8 protein-coding genes and 1 riboswitch are annotated in these 7,710 nt (G+C 57.4%); of the genes, 4 read left to right on the top strand and 4 right to left on the bottom strand.

Translation table 11 applies throughout. From position 1 onward, the window contains the following. Positions 1–306: MFS transporter (locus ACOTWU_RS20745; protein ID WP_248045324.1), on the top strand; the 306-nt coding region annotated here is incomplete at its 5' end. Between the two features lie 54 nt (positions 307–360). Here the strand turns inward: ACOTWU_RS20745 and fbaB are convergent. Next, positions 361–1,413, bottom strand: a complete 1,053-nt coding sequence (fbaB, locus tag ACOTWU_RS20740) for a class I fructose-bisphosphate aldolase (RefSeq protein ID WP_015572352.1) — start codon at positions 1,411–1,413, stop codon at positions 361–363. A gap of 248 nt (positions 1,414–1,661) precedes the next feature. On the opposite strand from fbaB, the gene ACOTWU_RS20735 reads away from it, so the two are divergent. From ACOTWU_RS20735 to ACOTWU_RS20725, 3 genes are read left to right on the top strand one after another with little or no spacing between them, the layout of a single operon-like run. Further along, the gene (locus tag ACOTWU_RS20735; RefSeq protein ID WP_252049261.1) at positions 1,662–2,939 is read left to right on the top strand and encodes a nucleoside permease; all 1,278 of its coding nucleotides are present in this window, start codon (positions 1,662–1,664) and stop codon (positions 2,937–2,939) included. Continuing rightward, entirely contained in the window at positions 2,936–3,940 is a 1,005-nt protein-coding gene (locus ACOTWU_RS20730) for an ADP-ribosylglycohydrolase family protein (protein WP_015572351.1), read from the top strand. The genes ACOTWU_RS20735 and ACOTWU_RS20730 overlap by 4 nt, the downstream gene beginning before the upstream one ends. Beyond that, a complete protein-coding gene (locus ACOTWU_RS20725; RefSeq protein ID WP_023295037.1) occupies positions 3,937–4,890 on the top strand; it encodes a PfkB family carbohydrate kinase in 954 nt (317 codons plus the stop codon). Before ACOTWU_RS20730 ends, ACOTWU_RS20725 begins: the two co-directional genes overlap by 4 nt. Here the strand turns inward: ACOTWU_RS20725 and ACOTWU_RS20720 are convergent. The 3 genes from ACOTWU_RS20720 to thiM are packed head-to-tail and all read right to left on the bottom strand — an operon-like array spanning position 4,864 to position 7,220. Next, on the bottom strand, positions 4,864–5,610 hold the full coding sequence (locus ACOTWU_RS20720; protein ID WP_003859242.1) for a GntR family transcriptional regulator: 747 nt from the start codon (positions 5,608–5,610) through the stop codon (positions 4,864–4,866). The two genes, ACOTWU_RS20725 and ACOTWU_RS20720, sit on opposite strands and share 27 nt — an antisense overlap. Before the next feature lie 42 nt (positions 5,611–5,652). Beyond that, complete coding sequence (gene thiD / locus ACOTWU_RS20715; protein WP_017383356.1) at positions 5,653–6,453, bottom strand: bifunctional hydroxymethylpyrimidine kinase/phosphomethylpyrimidine kinase; 801 nt, start codon at positions 6,451–6,453, stop codon at positions 5,653–5,655. After that, positions 6,450–7,220 (bottom strand): hydroxyethylthiazole kinase, encoded by a 771-nt coding sequence (gene thiM, locus ACOTWU_RS20710; protein ID WP_023295038.1) that lies wholly within the window; start codon positions 7,218–7,220, stop codon positions 6,450–6,452. Before thiM ends, thiD begins: the two co-directional genes overlap by 4 nt. Positions 7,221–7,255: 35 nt before the next feature. Then, a riboswitch (TPP riboswitch) is annotated at positions 7,256–7,352 on the bottom strand. Positions 7,353–7,710: the final 358 nt, after the last annotated feature.

The raw sequence follows: 7,710 nt of genomic DNA, 5'->3' as shown, positions 1-7,710 counted from the left end.
GCGGCCTTCGTACCGATGGCGGCGGTGTTCCCGGCGCTGGAGCCGCGGCACAAGGGGGCGGCGATTTCGGTGTATAACCTGTCAGCCGGTCTGTCTAACTTCCTTGCGCCGGCGATTGCCGTGGTGCTGCTGCCCTGGTTCAGCACGCTCGGCGTGGTCATCGCCTATACGGTGCTTTATCTGCTGGCTTTTGTTCTGTGTGCCTTTATCCGCGTCACGCAGCCGGGCTTAGAAAAAGCAAATAGCAGCAAGAGAGGGATGGCGGGTCTGCTGAATACTCCTCATCCTGAAACGCTGAAGGAGTAAGCGAGAGAACTTTCCTGCCGGGTCACGCTTATCCCGGCAGGAAGATGCATGCGATTAGGCAATCGTCACTTTATTGTCCAGATAGACATCCTGAACCGCATTAATCAGCTTCACGCCGTCGGCCATGGATTTTTTAAACGCTTTGCGGCCCAGGATCAGCCCCATTCCGCCGGCGCGTTTGTTAATCACCGCCGTGCGCACCGCGTCGGTCAGATCGGTTTCACCGCCTGCTGCACCGCCGGAGTTAATCAGCCCGGCGCGGCCCATGTAGCAGTTAGCCAGCTGGTAGCGCACCAGATCGATAGGGTTGTCGCTGGTCAGCTTGCTGTAGACGCGGTCGTCGGTATAGCCAAAGTTCACCGCTTTATACCCGCCGTTATTCTCGGCCATTTTCTGTTTCACGATGTCCGCGCCGATGGTTGCCGCCAGGTGATTTGCCTGACCGGTCAGATCCGCTGATACGTGGTAATCCACGCCGTCTTTCTTAAACGCGTTGTTACGCAGATAGGCCCACAATACGGTCACCATCCCCAGCTCGTGCGCGCGCTCAAACGCGGCAGAGATCTCTTCTATCTGCCGACGCGACTGCTCAGAGCCAAAATAGATAGTCGCCCCGACCGCGACCGCACCCATGTTGAAAGCCTGTTCGACGCTGGCGTACAGTGTCTGGTCGTATTCGGTTGGGTAGCTCAGGGTTTCGTTGTGGTTCAGCTTGACGAGGAACGGAATGCGGTGAGCATAGCGGCGGGAAACGGAGGCCAGCACGCCATACGTCGATGCCACACAGTTACACCCTGCTTCAATCGCCAGCTCGACAATGTTTTTCGGGTCAAAGTAGAGCGGGTTAGCAGCAAATGACGCTCCCGCCGAGTGCTCTACGCCCTGGTCAACGGGCAGAATGGAGAGATACCCGGTCCCGCCCAGACGACCGGTATTGTAAAGCGTCTGCATGTTTCGCAGTACGGCAGGCGGACGGTTGTTGTCGACCATGACGCGGTCTACGTAATCATGGCCAGGCAGATAAAGCTGATCGGCTGGAATGGTCATACAACGATGCTGTAAAAGGCTGTCGGCGTCTTTGCCAAGCAGTTGCGCAATATCAGTCATAGTGATGCTCCCGTAAGTTCGACATGATGTCGGAGCGTGTGATCCAAGCCCACGTTTTTGCAGGCAGACTAAGCCTGGTACCGACTTAACCTATTTTCCACCATTTGCAACTTTTTTAAGCACAATCTGCTGGCTCGTTTCGTGTACAACATTTTTGTTACACTGATCAAACAATCGCCTTAAAGGTATTTAAAAGGTATTATTACATGGTATGTTACATGCGTACCTCTGACATGCAGGATTAAAAAATGAAAACGAAAGTCCAACTGTCATTCATGATGTTCGTTGAATGGTTTATCTGGGGCGCATGGTTTGTGCCGCTGTGGCTGTGGCTGAGTAAGAGCGGGTTTACCGCCGGGGAAATTGGCTGGTCGTACGCCTGTACCGCGATTGCCGCGATCCTCTCTCCCATCCTTGTCGGCTCGCTGACGGACCGTTTCTTCGCCGCCCAGAAAGTGCTGGCCGTGCTGATGTTCGCTGGCGCGATTCTGATGTATTTCGCAGCACAGCAAACCCAGTTCAGCACCTTCTTCCCGCTGCTGCTGGCCTACTCCCTGACCTATATGCCGACCATCGCGCTGACCAACAGTATCGCCTTCGCGAACGTCGATGACGTGGAGGCTGATTTCCCGCGCATTCGCGTGATGGGCACCATCGGCTGGATTGCCTCCGGCCTGGCGTGCGGCTTCCTGCCGCAGATGATGGGCTATAGCGACATCTCTGACACCAATATCCCGCTGCTGATGACCGCTGCCAGCTCCCTTCTGCTTGGCGTCTTCGCGCTGCTCCTGCCGAATACCCCGCCGAAGAGTACCGGCAAGCTGGATTTCAAAGTGATGCTGGGGCTGGATGCGCTGATCCTGCTGCGCGATAAAAACTTCCTGGTGTTCTTCTTCTGCTCGTTCCTGTTCGCCATGCCGCTGGCCTTCTACTACATCTTTGCCAACGGCTATCTCACCGAAGTGGGGATGAAAAACGCCACCGGCTGGATGACCCTCGGCCAGTTCTCTGAAATCTTCTTCATGCTCGCTCTGCCGTTCTTTACCAAACGCTTTGGTATTAAGAAGGTCTTGCTGCTGGGTCTGATCACCGCCGCCATTCGCTACGGTTTCTTTGTTTACGGCGGCGCCGAGCAATACTTCACCTACGCCCTGCTGTTCCTCGGCATTCTGCTGCACGGCGTAAGCTATGACTTCTATTACGTCACCGCGTACATCTACGTGGATAAAAAAGCGCCCGTGCATATGCGCAACGCGGCGCAGGGCTTGATCACGCTGTGCTGTCAGGGCTTTGGTAGCCTGCTGGGTTACCGTCTCGGCGGCGTGATGATGGAAAAAATGTTCGCATATAAAGAGCCGGTGAATGGGCTGACCTTCAACTGGGCCGGAATGTGGACGTTTGGTGCAATCATGATTGTGGTGATTGCCGTGCTGTTTATGCTGTTTTTCCGCGAATCGGATAAAGAGATCACCGCAATTGAGGTGGTTGATGGCGATACCGCGCTGACACGAGGGGAAGTTAAATGAAACAAGACCGTATTCTCGGTGCTCTTTACGGGCAGGCGTTAGGGGATGCGATGGGGATGCCGTCGGAGTTGTGGCCGCGCAAGCGGGTGAAGGCGCACTTCGGCTGGATCGACCGTTTCTTACCCGGCCCGGCTGAGAATAATGCCGCCTGTTACTTTAAGCAGGCCGAATTTACGGATGATACGTCGATGGCGCTGTGCCTGGCCGACGCGATTATCGAATGCGACGGGGAAATTAACCCTGACGTTATCGGTAAGCATATTCTGGACTGGGCGCTGGATTTTGACGCGTTCAATAAGAATGTGCTCGGCCCGACCTCCAAAATTGCCCTGAACGCCATCCGTGACGGCAAGCCGGTAAGCCAGCTGGAAAACAACGGCGTCACCAACGGGGCGGCGATGCGCGCCTCCCCGCTGGGATGCCTCCTGCCAGCCACGCGTCTGGCGCACTTTGTGGAACAGGTTGCGTTAGCCTCCAGCCCGACCCATAAATCGGATCTCGCCATCGCCGGTGCGGTGGTGATCGCCTGGGCGGTTTCACGCGCTATCGACGGCGAGCGCTGGCATCACATCGCCGATGCCCTGCCGGGTATTGCCCGTGCGGCGCAGGAGGCGAACACGACCACCTTCAGCGCATCGCTTTCCGCTCGTATTGAGCTGGCCCTGAAAACCGTGCGCGAAGCCAACGGTACCGAGTCCGCCAGCGAGCAGATCTATCAGCTTATTGGCGCGGGCACGAGCACCCTTGAGTCCGTTCCGGCGGCGATTGCGATGGTCGAACTCGCGGGTACCGATCCGAACCGCTGCGCGGTGTTATGCGCCAACCTGGGCGGTGATACTGACACTATCGGCGCGATGGCAACGGCCATCTGCGGCGCGCTGCACGGTGTACAGGCCATTGATCCGGCACTCAAAAACGAACTTGATGCCGTAAACCGGCTCGATTTCGGCCACTACTGCGAAAAACTGCTGCACTTCCGGGAGCAAAGGGAGGGCGTATGAGTGCTTTTGCCCGCCGTCTCGAAACCCTTCACGCCACGCGCCCCGTAACGGTACTCGGCGCGGCGGTCATCGACGTGATTGCCGACGCCTACGCCCTGCCCTGGCGCGGGTGTGATATCGAGCTGAAGCAACAGGGAGTGAATATTGGCGGCTGCGCGCTGAATATCGCCATCGCCCTGAAGCGGCTCGGCATTGCTGCGCAAAACGCCCTTCCCGTCGGCCACGGCGTGTGGGCCGATATTATCCGTAACGCCATGGCGAAGCAGGATCTGCACAGCGCCGTGGAAGCGGAAACGGGCGATAACGGCTGGTGCCTGGCGCTGGTGGAGCCTGACGGTGAACGGACCTTTATGTCGTTTAGCGGCGTGGAGAACCAGTGGCAGCAGCGCTGGCTGGACGGGTTAAGCGTGCCGGCAGGGAGCCTGATCTCTTTGTCCGGCTACCAGCTGGCGTCCCCCAGCGGTGAGCTGCTGACGGCCTGGCTGGAAAGTCTTCAGGATGCGACGCTCTTTATCGATTTCGGTCCGCGCATCGCGGATATTCCCGACCCGCTGATGGCGCGGATCATGGCCTGCAAACCAATCGTCTCGCTCAATCGTCAGGAGGCGGAACTTGCCGCCGAATGGCTTGGCGTAAACGTGGAAGAGCTCGGCACACGGTGGCAGCAGAGGTTTGGCGCTGCGCTGATCGTACGCCATGATAAAGACGGGGCGGTCTGGTACGACGGTGACGCTTCCGGACACGTTCCGGCGTTTCCTGCTACCGTGGTCGATACCATCGGCGCGGGTGACAGCCATGCGGGAGGTACCCTTGCCGGGCTGGCCGCGGGATGGTCACTGCCAGAGGCGGTGCAGCTTGGCAATGCCGTAGCCGCCTGGGTAGTCAGCCATCGCGGTGGCGACTGCGCCCCCACGCGCGAGGCCCTACTCCTCGCACACAAAGACGTATAGGTCGCTGCGGCAGTAGCTGATGCTGTACTCAATTGGCCGGTGCTGTTGATCGAGCGCGACTTGCTTGATCACCAGCACCGGTATCTTATCGTCCATCTTGATATGCGCCTGAAACTCGCTGTCCGGCATCCGGGCGCTGACGCGGGAACGGGTGCGCTGCGGAAAGATATTCTGGCTGCGGAAGTAATCGTAAAGCGAGACGCCGATGTCGTCCGGATTGGGGATTAATCCTACCGGTACCCAGGACTCCTCTATTGATACCGCATCGTCATCCACGTAGCGGATGCGCTTAAGCAGAAATACATCGCTGTCCGGCGCAAGGGAAAGGTGGCGGGCGATCTCCTCCGGACATTTCACGACGCGTTTATTAACCCACAGCGTGTTGGGCGTTTTGCCCCGCAGCACCACCTGCTGAGAAAACCCGCGCGCCTCTTTTAGCGAATATTCAAAGATATTGTTGATTTGCGTACCGTATCCACGCGCGCGGGTGACGACGCCGGCCTCTTCCAGCGCCTGCATCGCTTTACGCACCGTAATGCGCGACACACCGGCCAGCTGGCTCAGATCGCGCTCGCCCGGCAAAATATTACCGTGCGCGAGCACGCCGCTGCGTACCGCGTTTTTAACCGTTTCGGCAAATTTCAGGTACAACGGCGTGTTGTCCGGTGCGGCAATTCGTTCCTTGAGTTGAGCAATTAACCGGGTATGCGCTTGTTCCATCTCTGTTTTTCTCTGGCATAAGGTTTTATGCCAGTATACGGCTTACCACCATGCATGAAAATGGTGAACCGGCCCAATACCGTGACCCACTTCCAGAGAATCGGCTTTTGCCAGCGCGCACGAGAGCCAGATCTTCGCCTCCTGCACCGTATCCGCCCAGTTCGCGTTTCGGGGACGCAGCGCCGCCAGCGCCGCCGAGAGCGTACATCCCGTGCCGTGGGTGTTTTTGGTCTGTACCCGCGGGGCGGTGAAACGTTGAGCGCCATCGCGGGTGAAGAGCCAGTCCGGGCTTTCTGCATCATCAAGATGACCGCCTTTCATCAGCACCGCGCTGCATCCCATCGCCAGCAGCGCATTGCCCTGCTCTTTCATCTCACGTTCGTTTTGCGCGTGTGACGCATCCAGCAGCGCGGCGGCTTCAGGGAGGTTTGGCGTGATCAGCGCCACCTGCGGCAGCAGCTTTTTACGCAGGGTGTCGACGGCAGAGGCGGAGAGCAACGGATCGCCGCTTTTGGCCAGCATCACGGTATCGAGCACCACGTTTTTTATCTGATAACGTTTGAGACGTTCAGCGACCGCTTCAACAATGTCCGCCTCTGCAAGCATGCCGATTTTGGTGGTGTCGATGCGTACATCGCTGAATACCGAATCCAGCTGTGCGGCGACAAAATCCGGCTCAATACGATATACCGACTGTACACCGCGCGTGTTTTGCGCCACCAGCGCGGTGATAACCGAGCATCCGTAAGCGCCGAGCGCAGAGAAGGTTTTCAGGTCTGCCTGGATCCCCGCTCCGCCGCTGGGATCGGTTCCCGCAATAGTCAGGGCATTAATGCGTGTCATACCAGCTCCTCCAGCGCGTAAAGCGCATCCAGAAACGCCGGGGCAAAGCTGCCGGGGCCCCGGCTGTGAGTCAGTGCAGCTGCCCCTGCGCGCTTCATAAAGCCGCAGGCTGCCGTCGCATTATCAAGCCTGTCGCCAGGCAGCGAACAGCAGGCGGCGACGACCGCCGAGAGCGCACAGCCTGTTCCCACCACGCGGGTCATCAGCGGGTCGCCGCCCGCGACCGTACGGGTTCGCTGACCATCAGTGATGTGATCCACTTCTCCTGTGACGACCACAACGGCGTGGGTCTGGCGGGCGAGCGTCTGCGCAGCGGTCAACGCGCTCGCCGCCGTATCGGTGGAATCAACCCCGCGCCCGCCCGCACTCATTCCGGCAAGGGCGAGGATTTCGGAGGCGTTTCCACGAATGGCCGCAGGTTTGAGGGACAATATTTGCTGGCAAAATCGGGTGCGATACGCCAGCGCGCCAACCGCAACCGGATCCAGAACCCAGGGCGTACCCGCGGCTACCGCGCTCTCAATGGCCCGACGCATCGACTGGGCGCGCGGCGCGGTGAGTGTACCCACGTTGATGAGCAGGGCATCGGCAAGCGCGGCAAACTGTTCCGCTTCCTCGGCTTCGATCACCATTGCCGGGGAAGCACCCAGCGCGAGCAAAACGTTGGCGGTGAAGGTCTGCACGACATCGTTGGTCATACAGTGCGTGAGCGGGGAACGGGTTCGGAATTGATGTAAAACGTGTGAGTCTAGCAGGTCAGGCTGCATGATTTCGCTCCTGCCGTGCGTGAAGAAGCGATGACCGGGTAGGCATCTGACTTCCCTACGCTGGCATTATCCAGATCAGGTAATACGGGTATTTCTCAGCCTTCACAAAGAAGGGCACCCCGAGTCAAATTACTTATAAAACAGTTACTTACGAAATGGCAATTCGTAGTCATGTAGTGTAACCGGGGGGTAACCCGGGTGCAAGGGGTTTTGGGCTGTCCGTTAACCCCCTGTAACGAACAATAAACGACAAGATATTAACTACCCTTGATATGTATACATTATTGTTCAGTTAATTATCCCGCCAGATTTGTTAAGAACTCATGAAAAATATTATTCACTCGCTATGCTGAGAAATTTTATTTTTATCCATAATGACGCACCGGGAGTACTTTTATAAGACAGCCCATCTTCTTTCGTATGAAACAAACCCGTATATTAATGTAAACATTTATCTTGCATAATTTCATTACTGTCAAACACTTAATTT

The sequence above is a fragment of the Enterobacter cloacae complex sp. GYL001 genome, assembly GCF_049237125.1.
GTDB lineage: Bacteria > Pseudomonadota > Gammaproteobacteria > Enterobacterales > Enterobacteriaceae > Enterobacter > Enterobacter hormaechei_C.
The sequence above is the reverse complement of the archived record's forward strand: the minus strand, read 5'-3'. Positions and strand labels throughout refer to the sequence as shown.